Origin of the sequence: Streptomyces sp. Je 1-369, from assembly GCF_026810505.1 — a bacterium.
Classification (GTDB): domain Bacteria; phylum Actinomycetota; class Actinomycetes; order Streptomycetales; family Streptomycetaceae; genus Streptomyces.
Genome location: NZ_CP101750.1, coordinates 2,059,989 through 2,078,250, shown reverse-complemented (window position 1 = coordinate 2,078,250; position 18,262 = coordinate 2,059,989). Strand labels below are relative to the sequence as shown.

The following is an 18,262-nucleotide window of genomic DNA, read 5'->3' as shown; positions in this document are numbered from 1 at the left end:
CTAGACTCCCCATCGATGGGGGCTAGCTCGGGGGACAACTCAGTGGGGCTGGAGTGCCGGAACTCGTACTGGAATTGAATGGCAGGACCTGGACGCTCGACGCGTCCAGGCCGTACACCCTCGGACGTGATCCGCAGGGGGATATCTCGCTCGACGACGCCAGGGTGTCCTGGCGGCACGCGACGATCAGCTGGAGCGGCCGCAGTTGGGTCATCGAGGACCACGGCAGCACCAATGGCACCTTCGTGCAGGGCCAGCGGATCCACCAGATGGAAATCGGTCCGGGCACAGCCGTGTACCTCGGCAACGCGACCGACGGTCCGCTGGTGAACGTGTCCGGTGGCGCCGCGGGCGCCGCGGCCGTCTCCGCGCCGCAGCACGCCCAGCAGCAGGCCGCGCCGCAGCACGCGCCCCAGCAGCACCAGCAGGAAGCTCCCGGCTGGGCCGCTCAGGCCCCGCAGCAGGAGGCACCCCAGCAGCAGGCCCCGTACCAGGCGCAGCAGCAGGGCTGGCAGCAGCAACAGCAGCCACCGCAGCAGCACCAGGCGCCGCAGCACCAGCAGCACCAGCAACACGTGCCCCAGCAGCAGGGCGGCCCGTCCGAGCAGTACGCACAGAAAACTCCGGGTTCCGGCGGTGTCGCGGGGGCCCCGCCGGTCTACGGCGACCGCAGCCCGACGACGTTCCACCAGCTGGCCATGGGCCGCAAGATGCGCATCGGCCGTGCGCTCGAGAACGAGCTGGTCGTCTCCGACCTCCAGGTCTCGCGCCACCACGCCGAGTTCACGGCGACGCCCGACGGCCGCTTCGAGATCCACGACCTCGGCTCCCACAACGGCACGTACGTCAACGGCCAGCCGATCGCGAAGTCCTCGACGGTCTCCATCGGCCCCAACGACATCGTCGGCGTCGGCCACTCGACCTTCCGTCTCGTCGGCGGACAGCTCGAGGAGTTCGTCGACACCGGTGACGTCTCCTTCTCGGCCCGGCACCTCACGGTCACGGTCGACGGCGGCAAGCAGATCCTCAAGGACGTCTCCTTCGGCGTACCGGAGAAGTCGCTCATCGCGGTCATCGGCCCCTCGGGTTCCGGCAAGTCCACCCTGCTCAAGGCGCTCACCGGCTACCGGCCCGCCAACCAGGGCGACGTCCTGTACGACAACAGGAACCTGTACAAGCAGTTCGCGGAGCTGCGTCAGCGCATCGGTCTGGTCCCGCAGGACGACATCCTGCACAAGGAGCTGACCGTCAAGAAGGCCCTCAAGTACGCGGCCAAGCTGCGCTTCCCCGCGGACACCACGGAGGCCGAGCGCGAGTCCCGCATCGACGAGGTCCTGCGCGAGCTCAAGCTGGACATCCACAAGGAGAAGAAGGTCACCTCCCTCTCCGGTGGCCAGCGCAAGCGCGTGTCGGTGGCCCTTGAGCTCCTGACCAAGCCCTCGCTGATCTTCCTGGACGAGCCGACCTCCGGCCTCGACCCGGGCATGGACCGCGACGTCATGCAGCTGCTCCGCGGCCTCGCCGACGACGGCCGCACGGTCCTCGTCGTCACGCACTCGGTCGCCGAGCTGGCGATCTGCGACAAGCTCCTGGTGATGGCGCCGGGCGGTTCGGTGGCGTACTTCGGCCCGCCGGAGGAAGCCCTCAACTTCTTCGGCTACAGCACCTGGGCCGACGTCTTCTCCGCCTTCGAGAACTACCGCGACTACGACTGGGCGGGCCGCTGGAAGGGCTCGCAGCACTACCAGATGTACGCCGCGGACATCGACGCCGTCGCCGCGCAGTCCGTACAGATGCCACCGCCCCAGGCCGTGCGGCCGCCGAAACCGCAGGGCTGGGGGTCACAGCTGTGGACCCTGATCCGGCGGTACGTCTCCGTGATCGCCTCCGACAAGGGCTTCATGGGCCTGATGGTGATCCTGCCCGCGGTCCTCGGCATCGTCAGCGTCGTGATCCCGGCCGACTTCGGCCTCGCGCCACCGAAACCGCCGGTCAAGTTCAACGCGGACGCCGGCACGATCATGCTGATCCTCGCGGTCGGCATGTGCTTCTCGGGCGCGGCCAACTCCGTACGTGAACTGATCAAGGAACGGGTCATCTACGAACGGGAACGGGCGACCGGCCTGTCCCGCTCGGCGTACCTGATGTCCAAGGTCATCGTCCTCGGCGTGATCACGGCCATCCAGGGCGTCATCATCTGCGGCATCGGCTTCGCACCGCGCGAGCTGCCGGAAGAGGGCCTCCTGATGCCCCCGGCCGTGGAGATCTGCCTGACGATCATCGCGCTCGGCTTCACGTCGATGATGTTCGGCCTGGTCATCTCAGCGCTGGTGAAGACCTCCGAGAAGACCATGCCGCTCCTGGTGATGTTCGCGATCGTCCAGGTCGTCTTCACCGGTGTCCTCTTCCAGATCTACGGCTCGCCCGGCCTGGAGCAGTTCGCCTGGCTGATGCCGTCCCGCTGGGCCATCGCAGGCGCGGGCGCCACGCTCGACCTGGCGCACATCATGCCGCCGTGGGACCCGAAGAAGCCGGGCGACCTCGATCCGCTGTGGGAGCACTCGGTCGGCCAGTGGAGCCTGAACATCACGATCCTGATCCTGCTCGGCGTCATCTGCGGCGTCGCGGTCGCGCGCCTGCTGCGCCGCCACGAGCCGGAGGTCATGCGCAAGTGACCGGTGCCCCCAGGGCACACGAGAAGGGCGGCACCCGCGCGGGTGCCGCCCTTCGGCGTCTTGAGAACCTCAGCTTCGCTGAAGAGGTCCAGTGATCAGGCGATCAAGGCTCAGTAGGCGCCGTTCACGTTGTCCATCGAGCCGTACCGGTCGGCGGCGTAGTTGGCCGCGGCCGTGATGTTGGCGACCGGGTCGTAGATGTTCGTCGAGGTGCCGTCGACGTGGTACGCGTCGAACGTCGGCTGGATGACCTGGAGCAGGCCGATCGACGGGGTGCCGTTGATGGCGTTGATGTCCCAGCCGTTCACGGCCTGCGGGTTGCCCGCGGACTCACGGATGATGTTGCGGTGCAGACCCTCGTAGGAACCGGGGATGCCCTTGGCCTTCATGATGTCCAGGGACTGGCGGATCCAGCCGTCGAGGTTGTTGGTGTAGACCGGCTTGCGGGCGGCGGCGCGGCTCGCGGCCTCCTCGGCCTTCCGCTCGTCCTCGGCCTTCTTCTTCGCGGCGGCCTCGTCGGCGGCCTTCTTGGCGTCGTCGGCCTTCTTCTTCTCGGCGGCGGCCTTCTCGGCGGCGTCCTTGGCCTGCTTGTCGGCGTTGGACTGCTGCTTCGAGACGTTGGCGTGGACGGCCTGCTGCGCGTTGGCGCCCGCGGCGAAGGCGACGGGGGAGACCTCGCCGGCGGCCTGGGTGGTGGCCTCGGAGCTGCCCGGCACGAGGGAGAACGCGAGGGCGGCGGCACCGAGCGTGGCGACACCGGCGATCGAGAGCTTCTGGGTCTTGGTCACGGTCGAGCGACTATGACCAGGAAGGCTGTGCTTGGACATGCGAGATGGACCTCTTCGGATAGCGGAGGTCGCTCTGGTCCGGCGGGGGACATGTTGCTTCTCCGGCACAAACGCCGCGGTGGGGAGACCGCGGCGCCGAGCGACGGGAGCAATTCTTAGCGGCAGCAAAAATCTGTGGCAAAGGCGTGACGTACGATCCCGGGTAGTGGATCAGCGGATCCGGACATGCCTCCACGGGACCGCATCCCGCGGGCATAAAGGGATTCCTTATCCACTAGGGACCTTCGTACGTGATGTGGGTCCTATGCGCGGGCTCACATCGAACACGTAACAGTCTCACCACGAGTTGCCGAAGCAATGCTCTCCGTGAGGAGACTTCCGCTCGGGCGTACGGACCATGGACCTAGGTCCCGCGCCCTAGGCGTGGGCCTCCACAGGTCGGATACGCACTGTCACACCCCGCCGGTAGCGTGAGGTCATGAGTCAAGGACCCCGATCCGGCCTGACCGCGGTGAGTTCCGCGCTCCTCGCCATGAGCAGGCACCTGGAGGTGCGCGACGTCCTCAAGACGATCGTCGCCTCGGCCCGCGAGCTGCTCAACGCCGAGTACGCCGCGCTGGGGGTCCCGGACGACCACGGCGGCTTCGCCCAGTTCGTCGTCGACGGCGTCAGCGAGGACCAATGGGAGGCCATCGGCCCGCTGCCCCGGCAGCACGGCATCCTCGCCTCGATGCTGAAGAAGGGCGAGACCGTCCGCCTCGGTGACGTGCGCGAGGACCCGCGCTTCGGCGGCTGGCCCTCCGCCCACCCGGACATGTCCGACTTCCTGGGCATGCCGATCCACTCCGACGGCGAGACGCTCGGCGCGCTCTTCCTCGCCAACAAGAACTGCCCCAAGCCCCAGGGCACGTGCGGCTTCACCGAGGACGACGCGGAGCTCCTCGCCCTCCTCGCCCAGCACGCCGCCATCGCCCTCACCAACGCCCGCCTGTACGAGCGCAGCCGCGAGCTGACCATCGCCGAGGAACGCTCCCGCCTCGCCCACGAACTGCACGACGCCGTCAGCCAGAAGCTCTTCTCCCTGCGCCTGACGGCCCAGGCCGCCACCGCACTGGTGGACCGTGACCCGTCCCGCGCCAAGGGCGAACTGCAACAGGTGGCGGTGCTCGCCGCCGAAGCCGCCGACGAGCTGCGCGCGGCCGTCGTGGAACTGCGCCCCGCCGCCCTCGACGAGGACGGCCTGGTGGCCACGTTGCGCACCCACACACAGGTGCTGCACCGCGCGCACTCCGCCGAGGTCACCTTCGAGAGCAACGGAGTGCGGGCCCTGCCCGCCTCCCAGGAAGAAGCCATGCTGCGGGTCGCCCAGGAGGCCCTGCACAACGCTCTGCGCCACTCCGGCGCCGAGCACGTCGCCGTGCTCCTGGACAAGCGCGGCGCCGGTGCCGCCCTGCGCGTCGTCGACGACGGCTCGGGCTTCGACCCGCGGTCGGTGCGGAGCGCGGGGCGCCACCTCGGCCTGGTCTCCATGCGGGACCGGGCGAGCGGGGTCGGCGGACGGCTGACCGTGGAATCGGAGCCCGGCAAGGGCACAACGATCGTGATGGAGGTCCCCGGTGGCTGACGCGGTGCGCAATGCAGTCGATAAAGAGACAGGGATCCGGGTACTGCTGGTCGACGACCACCAGGTGGTCCGCCGCGGCCTGCGCACGTTCCTGGAGATCCAGGACGACATCGACGTCGTAGGGGAGGCGTCGGACGGCGCCGAAGGAGTCGCACAGGCCGAGAAGCTGAAGCCGGACGTCGTCCTCATGGACGTCAAGATGCCCGGCATGGACGGCGTGGAGGCGCTGCGCAAGCTCCGCGAACTGGCCAACCCCGCGCGCGTGCTCGTCGTCACCAGCTTCACCGAGCAGCGCACGGTCGTCCCGGCCCTGCGCGCGGGCGCGGCGGGGTACGTGTACAAGGACATCGACCCGGACGCCCTCGCCGGGGCCATCCGCTCCGTGCACGCGGGACACGTGCTCCTGCAGCCCGAGGTGGCGGGCGCCCTCCTCTCCCAGGAGGAGACGGGCACCGGCCAGGGGAGGGGCGGCTCGCTCACCGAACGCGAGCGCGAGGTCCTCGGCCTGATCGCCGACGGCCGTTCGAACCGCGAGATCGCCCGCGCCCTCGTCCTCTCCGAGAAGACCGTCAAGACACACGTCTCGAACATCCTGATGAAGCTGGACCTGGCCGACCGCACCCAGGCCGCGCTCTGGGCCGTACGCCATGGTGTGGCCGGCTGAGACGATCCGTCGACTTGCGGTCTGAGATTCATACCGTCGTGTGGATGTCCCCCGGATGGCGTATCCCCCGAGCCGTTCGGGCGTTCTCCAGTGCGTGCTGCGGCGGCTGGCCGCAGCTTCTGCTCAGGAGGAACGTAGAAGTGAAGAACCTGAAGAAGGCCGCTGCCGTCACGATGGTGGCCGGTGGCCTGGTTGCGGCCGGCGCCGGCATGGCTTCCGCCCACGGTGGCGCGGACGCCGACGGACTCGCCAAGAACTCCCCCGGCGTCGTCTCGGGCAACCTGGTCCAGGCCCCGGTCCACGTCCCGGTGAACGTCTGCGGCAACGCCGTCACCGTCATCGGTGGCCTCAACCCGGTGTTCGGCAACGTCTGCAAGAACCTCTGATCGCACCCTGCGAGCAGCACATCCCCTGACCCCGCCACCCCCGGGGTCGCCCATGCCAGCAGGAGGAGCACGTCCCATGAACAGCATCGCCAAGAAGGCCGCCCTGGCCGTCGTCGCCGCCGGTCTCGCCGCGGGCGCGTCCGCCGGAGTCGCCTCCGCCACCTCGAACGCCCAGGCCGACGGTGTCGCCACGAAGTCCCCGGGCGTCGGCTCCGGCAACCTCGTCCAGGTGCCGATCGACGTCCCGGTCAACGCCACCGGCAACAGCGTCAACGTCATCGGTGTCCTCAACCCGGCGTTCGCCAACCACACGGTGAACCACTGAGGCACAAGCCCCGGCACGGGCCCCGCGGACCGCAAGGTTCCGCGGGGCCCGCGCCGTTCCCGGCCCCGAAGTGCCCGAGGCCCGCAGCACTGGACTCAGCGCCCGCCGCCCCGCTCCCGCTCCTCGACATACGCGTTGTACGCGGCCACCTGGGCCCGCCGCGCCGTCCGCTCCACGGGCCGCAGCGCCTGCCCCCGCGCGGCCATCTCCGACGCGCTCACGGCTCCGCCGTGCCCGTTCTCGTACGCCAGTGAGATCAGCAGACCGACCCGCTGGGCCAGCTCGAGCACCCGCACGGCACGCGGCGGATAGCCGGGCGCAAGGAGTTCGCGCCCCCGCTCCGCCCGCGCCCGGTACGCGTCGAGCGCCGCCTCGGCCACCGGCCCCGACCCCGCGACATCGAGCCGGGACAGCACCTCCGTCGCCTCCCGCAGCGCCTCCGCGAGCTCCCGCTCCGCCTCGCCCAGCGAGGGCACGTCCGCGGGCGGCGTCTCCCGTACGGGCAGGCAGTGCCAGACGACCTCCACATGCACGTCGCCGTCGGGCCCCGCCTCGTACACCTCGGGCACGAGCCCGTACGGCGCGCCGAAACCGACGACGGCTTCCTCCGCCTCCAGAGCGCGCGCATTGAACTCGGGCGGCCCACTCAGCCCCAGCGGATGCCCCGGCGCGGGCAGCGCCACCCGCAGACCGGTCACCCCCAAGGAGCGCAGCCGCCCCATGGCGAGCGTCAGACCGACCGGGCCGGACTCCCCGGGAAGTCCTTCGACCCGGTGCACCGCGTCGTCGCCGACCATCGCGAGTACGGCGTCATCCGGAGAGACAAGTCCGGCCAAAAGGGCATTTCCCCATGCGGCCAGGCGTCCTGAGCGTAGTTCCGAGAGCATGCACACAGCCTAAGGACCGGGCTCAGGACAGGAACGGTCGGCCGGTGGCGTAGGTTTTATCCGGGGGCCGCGTCCACAGGCGCGAGCGACGACCGAGACTGCAATGGGAGACAGCGCGCTCATGAGCGATGTACTGGAGCTTGAGGACGTATCTGTGGTCCGCGAGGGCCGGGCTCTGGTGGACCAGGTCTCCTGGTCGGTCAAGGAAGGGGAGCGCTGGGTCATCCTCGGCCCCAACGGCGCCGGCAAGACCACCCTCCTCAACGTCGCGTCCAGCTACCTCTACCCGAGCACCGGCACCGCCACCATCCTCGGCGAGACCCTCGGCAAGCCCGGCACGGACGTCTTCGAACTGCGCCCGCGCATCGGCGTCGCCGGCATCGCGATGGCGGAGAAGCTGCCCAAGCGCCAGACCGTCCTCCAGACGGTCCTCACCGCCGCCTACGGAATGACCGCCGGCTGGCACGAGGACTACGAGGACGTGGACGAGCAGCGCGCCCGCGCCTTCCTCGACCGCCTCGGCATGAGCGACTACCTCGACCGCAGGTTCGGCACCCTCTCCGAGGGCGAGCGCAAGCGCACCCTGATCGCCCGCGCCCTGATGACCGACCCCGAGCTGCTCCTCCTCGACGAGCCCGCCGCGGGCCTCGACCTCGGCGGCCGCGAGGACCTCGTACGCCGCCTCGGCCGCCTCGCCCGCGACCCGATCGCCCCCTCGATGATCATGGTCACGCACCACGTCGAGGAGATCGCACCCGGCTTCACCCACGTCCTGATGATCCGCCAGGGCAAGGTCCTCGCCGCGGGCCCGCTGGAGCTGGAGCTCACCTCCCGCAACCTCAGCCTCTGCTTCGGCCTCCCGCTCGTCGTCGACCAGAAGAACGACCGCTGGACCGCCACGGGCCTTCCGCTCAGCTGATCGGCGCCCTGTCCATCGAGGGACCCGCGGTCCTACGATGACCACGTGGACATCGACGCATGGGTGTGGTGGCTGATCGGGGCCGCCGCACTCGGAATCCCGCTCGTACTGACCGCGATGCCTGAACTCGGCATGCTCGCCGTGGGCGCCGTCGCGGCCTCCGTGACCGCGGGCCTCGGCGGCGGCGCCGTGCTCCAAGTCGTCGTCTTCGCCGCGGTATCGGTGGCGCTCATCGCCGTCGTACGGCCCATCGCGACCCGGCACCGCGCCGGACGGCCCGCACTGGCCACCGGAGTCGAGGCCCTGAAAGGCAGATCCGCTCTCGTCCTCGAACGGGTCGACGGCTCCGGCGGCCGCATCAAGCTGGCCGGAGAGATCTGGTCGGCCCGCGCCCTCGACACCGACCGCGCCTTCGAAGCGGGCCAAGAGGTCGACGTCGTCGAGATCGACGGAGCGACCGCCGTCGTCATGTGAATGCCCCACGGGCGGTACGACGGTCTGACAGACTCGACCAGCAAGATCTTCGCGGCCGCGCGGAATCTTTCGGGAACGCGGAATCTTTCGGGAACACCGAAGCATGAAGGGTACGGGGAGCCACGATGCAACCAATCATCATCGTCCTGATCATTCTGGTGGTGCTGGTCTTCATCGCCCTGATCAAGACCATCCAGGTCATCCCACAGGCCAGCGCCGCCATCGTCGAACGCTTCGGCCGCTACACCCGCACGCTGAACGCCGGACTCAACATCGTCGTCCCGTTCATCGACTCGATCCGCAACCGCATCGACCTGCGTGAACAGGTCGTCCCCTTCCCGCCGCAGCCCGTGATCACCCAGGACAACCTGGTGGTCAACATCGACACCGTCATCTACTACCAGGTGACCGACGCCAGGGCCGCGACGTACGAAGTCGCCAGCTACATCCAGGCGATCGAGCAGCTCACCGTCACCACCCTGCGCAACATCATCGGTGGCATGGACCTGGAACGGACCCTGACCTCCCGCGAGGAGATCAACGCGGCCCTGCGCGGCGTCCTCGACGAGGCGACCGGCAAGTGGGGCATCCGCGTCAACCGCGTCGAGCTCAAGGCGATCGAGCCGCCGACCTCCATCCAGGACTCGATGGAGAAGCAGATGCGCGCCGACCGCGACAAGCGCGCGGCGATCCTCCAGGCCGAAGGTGTACGGCAGTCGGAGATCCTCCGCGCCGAGGGCGAGAAGCAGTCCGCGATCCTGCGCGCCGAAGGTGAGGCCAAGGCCGCCGCCCTGCGCGCCGAGGGCGAGGCCCAGGCGATCCGCACGGTCTTCGAGTCGATCCACGCGGGCGACCCCGACCAGAAGCTCCTGTCCTACCAGTACCTCCAGATGCTCCCGAAGATCGCCGAGGGCGACGCCAACAAGCTCTGGATCGTGCCCAGCGAAATCGGCGACGCCCTCAAGGGCCTCGGCGGCGCACTCGGCAACTTCGGCCCGCTGGGCGGCGGCTCCGGCGGCTCGGCCCCCGCCACCGAGCGCCGCGAACAGCCCCCGATCGACTGATCGCACGGACTGCCGACCGCGGGGACGAGCCCTAGGCGGCGGGCTGCGCCAGCCACTCCGGGAGCGAGGCCAGCTCGTCCCTGCCCAGCGACAAGAGCATCGCATCCGCGGGCGTCGGCTCGAACGGCTGCCGGAGCAGCGGCATACCGGCCTCCTCCGGAGTCCGGTTCGCCTTGCGGTGATTGTCCAGCGCACACGAAGCGACCGTGTTCAGCCAGGAGTCCGCACCGCCCTGCGACCGCGGCACCACGTGGTCCACGGTCGTGGCGCGCCTCCCGCAGTACGCGCACCGGTGCCGGTCCCTGACCAGCACGCCCCTTCTCGACCATGGCGCCTGTCTTCGGAACGGCACCCGCACGTACCTGCACAGCCTGATCACCCGCGGCACGGGTATGTCGATCGCCGCCGCGCGCACACGCAGACCGGGGTGGGCGTGCTCGACCACGGCCTTGTCCTGGAGCACCAGAACGACGGCCCGGTTGAGCGACACCGTCGAGAGCGGCTCGAAGCTCGCGTTCAGCACCAGCGTGTCCCGCATCAACCTGCCCACCTCCCGTATGCACCGGCCCACCTGCTGGCGGGCTGGGGATCAACTCTGGCCGGGCACGCCGAGATGGACAACGCAATAAAAAATGCCCGCCTCTGATCACTTCCATGACCAGAGGCGGGCAAACACTGAGTGAACGCTCAGTACCTGACAGTTGTTCAGCTCTCCGGGGGAGCCGCGTACTCGGCGATCACCTGGGCGCGCGCCAGCGTGTGGAACCTGAGGTTGAAGCCCACGAACGCGGGGGGCGCGTCCGAGTCGGGACCCAGCTTCTCCTGGTCCACCGCGTACACGGTGAACACATAACGGTGCGGCCGGTCGCCCGCGGGCGGTGCCGCACCCCCGAAGTCCTTCGTCCCGAAGTCGTTGCGCACCTGCACCGCACCCTCGGGCAGCCCCTCGAACTTCCCGCTGCCCGCACCGCCGGGCAGCTCGGTCACCGAGACCGGGATGTCGAAGACGGTCCAGTGCCAGAACCCGCTGCCCGTGGGGGCGTCCGGGTCGAAGCACGTCACGGCGAAGCTCTTGGTCTCCGGCGGAAAGCCCTCCCACCGCAGCTGCGGCGAGGTGTTCCCCGCCGCGTAGACCTGAGCGTCCTTGAGGACCGCACCCGGCTCGAAGTCCTCGCTCACGACCGTGAACGACGGCACGGGCGGATGGAAGTCATGGGGCAGCGGCGGCCTCTTGAGCTCGCTCACGTAGGCACCTCCAGATTGATTGCTGATCCCCTCCGAGCCTAGAACCAGTTGCGCTTGCTGCCGACCTGGGACAGCCACTCGTTCAGGTACGCCGCCCAGTCGGTGCCCTGGAAGTTGTTCAGACCGACCTTGAACGAACGGAACGAGTCGCTGCTCTCGCTGAACAGACCCGGCTTCTTGTCCATCTCCAGGACGACGTCCATCTCGCGGTCGTCGGCGACGAAGCTCAGCTCGACCTGGTTGAGCCCGCGGTACTGCTGCGGCGGGAAGAACTCGATCTCCTGGTAGAAGGGCAGCTTCTGCCGCGTACCGCGGATGTGACCGCGCTCCATGTCCGCGCTCTTGAAGCGGAAGCCCAGCTGGATGAAGGCGTCGAGGATGGCCTGCTGCGCCGGCAGCGGGTGCACGTTGATCGGGTCCAGGTCACCGGAGTCCACGGCGCGCGCGATCTCCAGCTCGGTGGTCACGCCGATGTTCATGCCGCGCAGCTGCTGCCCGTCGATGCTCGTGACCGGGGTCTCCCACGGGATCTCCAGGGTGAACTGCACGGCGTGCACCTGGTTGGCCTGCAGCGTGAAGGCGCCGCCGAGCCGCACCTTGGTGAACTCGATGTCCTGCTTGGTCTCCTGGTCGTTGCCCTCGACCTCGACCCGTGCCTGCAGACCGACGGAGAGACCCTCGATCTCCTGGTCCACCGAACCGCCCTGGATCCGCACCTCACCCTGGACGACGCCGCCCGGGACCACGTTGACCTCGGCCAGCACGGTCTCCACCGAGGCACCACCGGCGCCCAGACTCGCGAGCAGCTTCTTGAACCCCATGACACTCCATCCCCAGGCCGCCGCCTGTGGCTCGTCTCGACTTGAATACTTGATCGATAGATACGCGAGGGAACCGTCCGTGGTTCCGCACCCTCACCCTGGCAACAGGGCGGCCCGGGGACCACCCATGGACGGAGACAAGTGCATTACGCTCGTACGGCATGATCGCGAGCCCTGACCGTACGCCCCTGACCCGAGACTTCTTCGACCGCCCGGTCCTGGAGGTCGCCCCGGACCTGCTGGGCCGGATCCTCGTTCGCGACTCGGCGGACGGCCCGATCGAAGTGCGCCTGACAGAGGTGGAGGCGTACGCCGGGGAGGTCGACCCCGGCTCCCATGCCTACCGCGGCCGCACCGCCCGCAACAGCGTCATGTTCGGACAGGGCGGACACATGTACGTCTACTTCACCTACGGCATGTGGCACTGCATGAACCTGGTGTGCGGTCCGGAGGGCAAGGCCGGCGCGGTCCTGCTGCGCGCTGGCGAGATCACGGAGGGCGTGGAGCTCGCCCGCAAGCGACGCCTCTCGGCCCGTAACGACAAGGAACTGGCCAAAGGCCCCGCCCGCCTGGCCACCGCCCTCGATGTGGACCGACAGCTCGACGGCGCCGACGTCTGCGGGGACCCGTCCTCCCCCTTCTCCGTACTGACCGGCACACCCACCCCGTCCGACCAGGTCAGCAGCGGACCTCGCACGGGCGTGGCGGGGGAGGGCGGCGTCCACCCGTGGCGCTTCTGGACGACCAACGACCCTACGGTCAGCCCCTATCGGGCCCACGTGCCCCGCCGCCGCCGAACTTGACGCGGCCTTGGTGCCTCCGTAAGGTAGTCCGAGTCGCTTGAACCGGGTACGGCGCTCTGCCACCCCGGAAGCGGCCAACCACTACCTGACAACTTCCCCTCGGCGGGGTCTTATTCGGTGTGCCCGCATGCCGTAATTCGAACTCGCGAAACTCGATTATGAGTTGCGGAGGGAATCCGCTAAAGTAGTGAACACGCCGAAAGGCAAAGGCCCTCCAACGGCCACCGGAAATGAAATCCGAACCGGAAACGGAACGGAAAACGGATCTGGTAGAGTTGGAAACACGAAATACCGAAGGGAAGCGCCCGGAGGAAAGCCGCAGAGAGTTTTCTGCGAGTGAGTACAAAGGAAGCGTCCGTTCCTTGAGAACTCAACAGCGTGCCAAAAGTCAACGCCAGATATGTTGATAACCCCGTCTCCGGCCAATCGGCTGGGACGAGGTTCCTTTGAAAAAACACAGCGAGGACGCTGTGAACGGCCGGGATTATTCCTCCCGACCGTTCCGCTCTCGTGGTGTAGCACCGGATTACCGGTACACATTCACGGAGAGTTTGATCCTGGCTCAGGACGAACGCTGGCGGCGTGCTTAACACATGCAAGTCGAACGATGAAGCCCTTCGGGGTGGATTAGTGGCGAACGGGTGAGTAACACGTGGGCAATCTGCCCTTCACTCTGGGACAAGCCCTGGAAACGGGGTCTAATACCGGATAACACCTACTCTCGCATGGGAGAGGGTTAAAAGCTCCGGCGGTGAAGGATGAGCCCGCGGCCTATCAGCTTGTTGGTGAGGTAGAAGCTCACCAAGGCGACGACGGGTAGCCGGCCTGAGAGGGCGACCGGCCACACTGGGACTGAGACACGGCCCAGACTCCTACGGGAGGCAGCAGTGGGGAATATTGCACAATGGGCGAAAGCCTGATGCAGCGACGCCGCGTGAGGGATGACGGCCTTCGGGTTGTAAACCTCTTTCAGCAGGGAAGAAGCGAAAGTGACGGTACCTGCAGAAGAAGCGCCGGCTAACTACGTGCCAGCAGCCGCGGTAATACGTAGGGCGCAAGCGTTGTCCGGAATTATTGGGCGTAAAGAGCTCGTAGGCGGCTTGTCACGTCGATTGTGAAAGCTCGGGGCTTAACCCCGAGTCTGCAGTCGATACGGGCTAGCTAGAGTGTGGTAGGGGAGATCGGAATTCCTGGTGTAGCGGTGAAATGCGCAGATATCAGGAGGAACACCGGTGGCGAAGGCGGATCTCTGGGCCATTACTGACGCTGAGGAGCGAAAGCGTGGGGAGCGAACAGGATTAGATACCCTGGTAGTCCACGCCGTAAACGGTGGGAACTAGGTGTTGGCGACATTCCACGTCGTCGGTGCCGCAGCTAACGCATTAAGTTCCCCGCCTGGGGAGTACGGCCGCAAGGCTAAAACTCAAAGGAATTGACGGGGGCCCGCACAAGCAGCGGAGCATGTGGCTTAATTCGACGCAACGCGAAGAACCTTACCAAGGCTTGACATATACCGGAAAGCATCAGAGATGGTGCCCCCCTTGTGGTCGGTATACAGGTGGTGCATGGCTGTCGTCAGCTCGTGTCGTGAGATGTTGGGTTAAGTCCCGCAACGAGCGCAACCCTTGTCCCGTGTTGCCAGCAGGCCCTTGTGGTGCTGGGGACTCACGGGAGACCGCCGGGGTCAACTCGGAGGAAGGTGGGGACGACGTCAAGTCATCATGCCCCTTATGTCTTGGGCTGCACACGTGCTACAATGGCAGGTACAATGAGCTGCGAAGCCGCGAGGCGGAGCGAATCTCAAAAAGCCTGTCTCAGTTCGGATTGGGGTCTGCAACTCGACCCCATGAAGTCGGAGTTGCTAGTAATCGCAGATCAGCATTGCTGCGGTGAATACGTTCCCGGGCCTTGTACACACCGCCCGTCACGTCACGAAAGTCGGTAACACCCGAAGCCGGTGGCCCAACCCCTTGTGGGAGGGAGCTGTCGAAGGTGGGACTGGCGATTGGGACGAAGTCGTAACAAGGTAGCCGTACCGGAAGGTGCGGCTGGATCACCTCCTTTCTAAGGAGCACTTCTTACCGAGTCCGCTCGGTCAGAGGCCAGTACATCAGCGACTGTCTGATGCTGGTTGCTCATGGGTGGAACGTTGACTACTCGGCCTGAATCTGGGCCGGAGGCTGCAAGTACTGCTCGTAAGAGTGTGGAAAGCACGATCTCCGGACAGGGACGGGTCGGGCACGCTGTTGGGTATCTGAGGGTACGGGCTGTGAAGCCTGTCCTTCGCGATGCCGACCCCAGTGCACTCGGGCTACTGGTCCGGGGTGATGGGTGGTTGGTCGTTGTTTGAGAACTGCACAGTGGACGCGAGCATCTGTGGCCAAGTTTTTAAGGGCGCACGGTGGATGCCTTGGCACCAGGAACCGATGAAGGACGTGGGAGGCCACGATAGTCCCCGGGGAGTCGTCAACCAGGCTTTGATCCGGGGGTTTCCGAATGGGGAAACCCGGCAGTCGTCATGGGCTGTCACCCGCTGCTGAACACATAGGCAGTGTGGAGGGAACGCGGGGAAGTGAAACATCTCAGTACCCGCAGGAAGAGAAAACAACCGTGATTCCGGGAGTAGTGGCGAGCGAAACCGGATGAGGCCAAACCGTATGCGTGTGATACCCGGCAGGGGTTGCGCATACGGGGTTGTGGGATCTCTCTTTTACAGTCTGCCGGCTGTGAGACGAGTCAGAAACCGTTGATGTAGACGAAGGACATGCGAAAGGTCCGGCGTAGAGGGTAAGACCCCCGTAGTCGAAACATTAGCGGCTCGTTTGAGAGACACCCAAGTAGCACGGGGCCCGAGAAATCCCGTGTGAATCTGGCGGGACCACCCGTTAAGCCTAAATATTCCCTGGTGACCGATAGCGGATAGTACCGTGAGGGAATGGTGAAAAGTACCGCGGGAGCGGAGTGAAATAGTACCTGAAACCGTGTGCCTACAAGCCGTGGGAGCGTCGGATATGTGCTTGCACATATCTCGTGACTGCGTGCCTTTTGAAGAATGAGCCTGCGAGTTTGCGGTGTGTTGCGAGGTTAACCCGTGTGGGGAAGCCGTAGCGAAAGCGAGTCCGAATAGGGCGGTTTAGTAGCGCGCTCAAGACCCGAAGCGGAGTGATCTAGCCATGGGCAGGTTGAAGCGGCTGTAAGAGGTCGTGGAGGACCGAACCCACCAGGGTTGAAAACCTGGGGGATGACCTGTGGTTAGGGGTGAAAGGCCAATCAAACTCCGTGATAGCTGGTTCTCCCCGAAATGCATTTAGGTGCAGCGTCGTGTGTTTCTTGCCGGAGGTAGAGCACTGGATAGGCGATGGGCCCTACCGGGTTACTGACCTTAGCCAAACTCCGAATGCCGGTAAGTGAGAGCACGGCAGTGAGACTGTGGGGGATAAGCTCCATGGTCGAGAGGGAAACAGCCCAGAGCATCGACTAAGGCCCCTAAGCGTACGCTAAGTGGGAAAGGATGTGGAGTCGCAGAGACAACCAGGAGGTTGGCTTAGAAGCAGCCACCCTTGAAAGAGTGCGTAATAGCTCACTGGTCTAGTGATTCCGCGCCGACAATGTAGCGGGGCTCAAGCGTACCGCCGAAGTCGTGTCATTCCAGCAATAAGCCCCAACGGGTGCTGGGATGGGTAGGGGAGCGTCGTGTGCCGGGTGAAGCCGCGCCGGAAGGCAGTGGTGGACGGTTCACGAGTGAGAATGCAGGCATGAGTAGCGATACATACGTGAGAAACGTGTGCGCCGATTGACTAAGGGTTCCTGGGTCAAGCTGATCTGCCCAGGGTAAGTCGGGACCTAAGGCGAGGCCGACAGGCGTAGTCGATGGATAACCGGTTGATATTCCGGTACCCGCTGTGAAGCGTCAAACATCGAGCCCATTAATGCTAAGGCCGTGAAGCCGTCCTGGAGCCTTCGGGCAAAGGGAAGTGGTGGAGCCGCCGACCCAAGGTGGTAGTAGGTGAGTGATGGGGTGACGCAGGAAGGTAGTCCAGCCCGGGCGGTGGTTGTCCCGGGGTAAGGGTGTAGGCCGTGCGGTAGGTAAATCCGTCGCACACAAGGCTGAGACCTGATGCCGAGCCGATTGTGGTGAAGTGGATGATCCTATGCTGTCGAGAAAAGCCTCTAGCGAGTTTCATGGCGGCCCGTACCCTAAACCGACTCAGGTGGTCAGGTAGAGAATACCGAGGCGTTCGGGTGAACTATGGTTAAGGAACTCGGCAAAATGCCCCCGTAACTTCGGGAGAAGGGGGGCCATCACTGGTGATCGGATTTACTCCGTGAGCTGGGGGTGGCCGCAGAGACCAGCGAGAAGCGACTGTTTACTAAAAACACAGGTCCGTGCGAAGCCGTAAGGCGATGTATACGGACTGACGCCTGCCCGGTGCTGGAACGTTAAGGGGACCGGTTAGTGCGCTTTCGGGCGTGCGAAGCTGAGAACTTAAGCGCCAGTAAACGGCGGTGGTAACTATAACCATCCTAAGGTAGCGAAATTCCTTGTCGGGTAAGTTCCGACCTGCACGAATGGCGTAACGACTTCTCGACTGTCTCAACCATAGGCCCGGTGAAATTGCACTACGAGTAAAGATGCTCGTTTCGCGCAGAAGGACGGAAAGACCCCGGGACCTTTACTACAGTTTGATATTGGTGTTCGGTTCGGCTTGTGTAGGATAGGTGGGAGACTTTGAAGCGGGCACGCCAGTGTTCGTGGAGTCAACGTTGAAATACCACTCTGGTCGTGCTGGATGTCTAACCTCGGTCCGTGATCCGGATCAGGGACAGTGTCTGATGGGTAGTTTAACTGGGGCGGTTGCCTCCCAAAGAGTAACGGAGGCGCCCAAAGGTTCCCTCAGCCTGGTTGGTAATCAGGTGTTGAGTGTAAGTGCACAAGGGAGCTTGACTGTGAGACCGACGGGTCGAGCAGGGACGAAAGTCGGGACTAGTGATCCGGCGGTGGCTTGTGGAAGCGCCGTCGCTCAACGGATAAAAGGTACCCCGGGGATAACAGGCTGATCTTCCCCAAGAGTCCATATCGACGGGATGGTTTGGCACCTCGATGTCGGCTCGTCGCATCCTGGGGCTGGAGTCGGTCCCAAGGGTTGGGCTGTTCGCCCATTAAAGCGGTACGCGAGCTGGGTTTAGAACGTCGTGAGACAGTTCGGTCCCTATCCTCTGTGCGCGTAGGAATATTGAGAAGGGCTGTCCCTAGTACGAGAGGACCGGGACGGACGAACCTCTGGTGTGCCAGTTGTCCTGCCAAGGGCATGGCTGGTTGGCTACGTTCGGAAAGGATAACCGCTGAAAGCATCTAAGCGGGAAGCCTGCTTCGAGATGAGTATTCCCACCCCCTTTGAGGGGTTAAGGCTCCCAGTAGACGACTGGGTTGATAGGCCAGATCTGGAAGCCCGGTAACGGGTGGAGGTGACTGGTACTAATAGGCCGAGGGCTTGTCCTCAGTTGCTCGCGTCCACTGTGTTTGTTCTGAAACAACGAACAGTTGTGTCGGCTGAACAGCGTCACTATTAATTGAAAAGTGTGCTTG

Annotated in this window: 14 protein-coding genes and 2 rRNA genes; 11 read left to right on the top strand and 5 right to left on the bottom strand. The window is 65.5% G+C overall.

What is annotated here, in order from left to right:
- The first annotated feature begins 53 nt into the window (after window positions 1-53).
- Complete coding sequence (locus NOO62_RS09455) at window positions 54-2,675, top strand: FHA domain-containing protein (RefSeq protein ID WP_268770438.1); 2,622 nt, start codon at window positions 54-56, stop codon at window positions 2,673-2,675.
- Between the two features lie 110 nt (window positions 2,676-2,785).
- Here NOO62_RS09455 and NOO62_RS09450 read toward each other — a convergent pair whose 3' ends face one another.
- Entirely contained in the window at window positions 2,786-3,502 is a 717-nt protein-coding gene (locus NOO62_RS09450; RefSeq protein WP_268770437.1) for a transglycosylase SLT domain-containing protein, read from the bottom strand.
- Window positions 3,503-3,941: 439 nt separating this feature from the next.
- Here NOO62_RS09450 and NOO62_RS09445 point away from each other — a divergent pair, with 439 nt between their 5' ends.
- The 4 genes from NOO62_RS09445 (at window position 3,942) to NOO62_RS09430 (ending at window position 6,462) form a co-directional block, all read left to right on the top strand.
- The gene (locus NOO62_RS09445; protein ID WP_268770436.1) at window positions 3,942-5,087 is read left to right on the top strand and encodes a GAF domain-containing sensor histidine kinase; all 1,146 of its coding nucleotides are present in this window, start codon (window positions 3,942-3,944) and stop codon (window positions 5,085-5,087) included.
- Window positions 5,080-5,751: a response regulator gene (locus tag NOO62_RS09440; RefSeq protein ID WP_268770435.1), complete on the top strand. Its 672-nt coding sequence runs from the start codon at window positions 5,080-5,082 to the stop codon at window positions 5,749-5,751. Before NOO62_RS09445 ends, NOO62_RS09440 begins: the two co-directional genes overlap by 8 nt.
- 140 nt (window positions 5,752-5,891) lie before the next feature.
- A complete protein-coding gene (locus tag NOO62_RS09435; protein WP_268770434.1) occupies window positions 5,892-6,137 on the top strand; it encodes a chaplin in 246 nt (81 codons plus the stop codon).
- A 76-nt stretch (window positions 6,138-6,213) separates the two neighbouring features.
- Window positions 6,214-6,462 (top strand): chaplin, encoded by a 249-nt coding sequence (locus NOO62_RS09430; RefSeq protein WP_268770433.1) that lies wholly within the window; start codon window positions 6,214-6,216, stop codon window positions 6,460-6,462.
- Between the two features lie 95 nt (window positions 6,463-6,557).
- Here NOO62_RS09430 and NOO62_RS09425 read toward each other — a convergent pair whose 3' ends face one another.
- Window positions 6,558-7,349 carry a hypothetical protein gene (locus NOO62_RS09425; RefSeq protein ID WP_268770432.1) on the bottom strand — a complete coding sequence of 264 codons (792 nt, stop codon included), beginning with the start codon at window positions 7,347-7,349 and terminating at the stop codon, window positions 6,558-6,560.
- Between the two features lie 121 nt (window positions 7,350-7,470).
- On the opposite strand from NOO62_RS09425, the gene NOO62_RS09420 reads away from it, so the two are divergent.
- From NOO62_RS09420 to NOO62_RS09410, 3 genes are all read left to right on the top strand, one after another.
- Window positions 7,471-8,268 (top strand): ABC transporter ATP-binding protein, encoded by a 798-nt coding sequence (locus NOO62_RS09420; RefSeq protein ID WP_150183359.1) that lies wholly within the window; start codon window positions 7,471-7,473, stop codon window positions 8,266-8,268.
- 45 nt (window positions 8,269-8,313) lie between these two features.
- Window positions 8,314-8,742, top strand: a complete 429-nt coding sequence (locus NOO62_RS09415) for an NfeD family protein (RefSeq protein ID WP_268770431.1) — start codon at window positions 8,314-8,316, stop codon at window positions 8,740-8,742.
- Between the two features lie 125 nt (window positions 8,743-8,867).
- On the top strand, window positions 8,868-9,806 hold the full coding sequence (locus tag NOO62_RS09410; protein WP_150166251.1) for an SPFH domain-containing protein: 939 nt from the start codon (window positions 8,868-8,870) through the stop codon (window positions 9,804-9,806).
- Between the two features lie 31 nt (window positions 9,807-9,837).
- Here the strand turns inward: NOO62_RS09410 and NOO62_RS09405 are convergent, their stop codons facing one another.
- The 3 genes from NOO62_RS09405 to NOO62_RS09395 form a co-directional block, all read right to left on the bottom strand.
- A complete protein-coding gene (locus NOO62_RS09405; RefSeq protein ID WP_150183357.1) occupies window positions 9,838-10,344 on the bottom strand; it encodes an HNH endonuclease in 507 nt (168 codons plus the stop codon).
- Between the two features lie 167 nt (window positions 10,345-10,511).
- Window positions 10,512-11,051 (bottom strand): YbhB/YbcL family Raf kinase inhibitor-like protein, encoded by a 540-nt coding sequence (locus NOO62_RS09400; RefSeq protein WP_268770430.1) that lies wholly within the window; start codon window positions 11,049-11,051, stop codon window positions 10,512-10,514.
- Window positions 11,052-11,089: 38 nt separating this feature from the next.
- On the bottom strand, window positions 11,090-11,872 hold the full coding sequence (locus NOO62_RS09395) for a sporulation protein (protein WP_268770429.1): 783 nt from the start codon (window positions 11,870-11,872) through the stop codon (window positions 11,090-11,092).
- A gap of 161 nt (window positions 11,873-12,033) precedes the next feature.
- On the opposite strand from NOO62_RS09395, the gene NOO62_RS09390 reads away from it, so the two are divergent.
- From NOO62_RS09390 to NOO62_RS09380, 3 genes are all read left to right on the top strand, one after another.
- The gene (locus tag NOO62_RS09390) at window positions 12,034-12,675 is read left to right on the top strand and encodes a DNA-3-methyladenine glycosylase (RefSeq protein ID WP_268770428.1); all 642 of its coding nucleotides are present in this window, start codon (window positions 12,034-12,036) and stop codon (window positions 12,673-12,675) included.
- Between the two features lie 539 nt (window positions 12,676-13,214).
- Window positions 13,215-14,739: ribosomal RNA gene (locus NOO62_RS09385) — 16S ribosomal RNA — on the top strand.
- 314 nt (window positions 14,740-15,053) lie between these two features.
- Window positions 15,054-18,175: ribosomal RNA gene (locus NOO62_RS09380) — 23S ribosomal RNA — on the top strand.
- The 16S and 23S rRNA genes sit together here, the layout of an rRNA operon.
- Window positions 18,176-18,262: the final 87 nt, after the last annotated feature.

What these genes read in the sequence shown, in the direction of transcription:
- NOO62_RS09390 (WP_268770428.1), top strand. Translation starts at nt 12,034, where the DNA reads ATGATCGCGAGCCCTGACCGTACGCCCCTGACCCGAGACTTCTTCGAC.
- NOO62_RS09410 (WP_150166251.1), top strand. Translation starts at nt 8,868, where the DNA reads ATGCAACCAATCATCATCGTCCTGATCATTCTGGTGGTGCTGGTCTTC.
- NOO62_RS09450 (WP_268770437.1), bottom strand. Translation starts at nt 3,502, where the DNA reads ATGTCCAAGCACAGCCTTCCTGGTCATAGTCGCTCGACCGTGACCAAG.
- NOO62_RS09425 (WP_268770432.1), bottom strand. Translation starts at nt 7,349, where the DNA reads ATGCTCTCGGAACTACGCTCAGGACGCCTGGCCGCATGGGGAAATGCC.
- NOO62_RS09405 (WP_150183357.1), bottom strand. Translation starts at nt 10,344, where the DNA reads ATGCGGGACACGCTGGTGCTGAACGCGAGCTTCGAGCCGCTCTCGACG.
- NOO62_RS09445 (WP_268770436.1), top strand. Translation starts at nt 3,942, where the DNA reads ATGAGTCAAGGACCCCGATCCGGCCTGACCGCGGTGAGTTCCGCGCTC.
- NOO62_RS09395 (WP_268770429.1), bottom strand. Translation starts at nt 11,872, where the DNA reads ATGGGGTTCAAGAAGCTGCTCGCGAGTCTGGGCGCCGGTGGTGCCTCG.
- NOO62_RS09430 (WP_268770433.1), top strand. Translation starts at nt 6,214, where the DNA reads ATGAACAGCATCGCCAAGAAGGCCGCCCTGGCCGTCGTCGCCGCCGGT.
- NOO62_RS09420 (WP_150183359.1), top strand. Translation starts at nt 7,471, where the DNA reads ATGAGCGATGTACTGGAGCTTGAGGACGTATCTGTGGTCCGCGAGGGC.